1 protein-coding gene is annotated in these 233 nt (G+C 42.9%); it reads left to right on the forward strand.

Going from position 1 to position 233, the window contains the following annotated elements; genetic code table 11:
• Positions 1–40: 40 nt before the first annotated feature.
• A partial coding sequence (locus tag RTW80_RS30960; RefSeq protein ID WP_312722094.1) for a hypothetical protein occupies positions 41–233 on the forward strand: 193 nt, incomplete at its 3' end.

A 233-nucleotide genomic window follows, 5' to 3' on the forward strand; every position in this document is an offset into this window, starting at 1 on the left:
ATAGGTATTTTTTCGCACTTTTGGAAACGACCTCTGTAACATGAACCAGCCCGGAAAACGGACTGGTTCTAATGTTATAGGGATTTTAGGTCACACTTTCAACGCAATTACTGAGAAACCGCTTTCCAGTTTTGTAAGCAAGCACTTACTGATACTTATCCAAGCGCGTTACGAGCGGTTTTATAAAGCCGTCCACTCAGACCAATACGCAGGAAAGCGACAAGCACAATTAC

It is taken from the genome of Escherichia sp. AM3, assembly GCF_032029835.1.
Taxonomy (GTDB): Bacteria; Pseudomonadota; Gammaproteobacteria; order Enterobacterales; family Enterobacteriaceae; genus Escherichia; species Escherichia coli.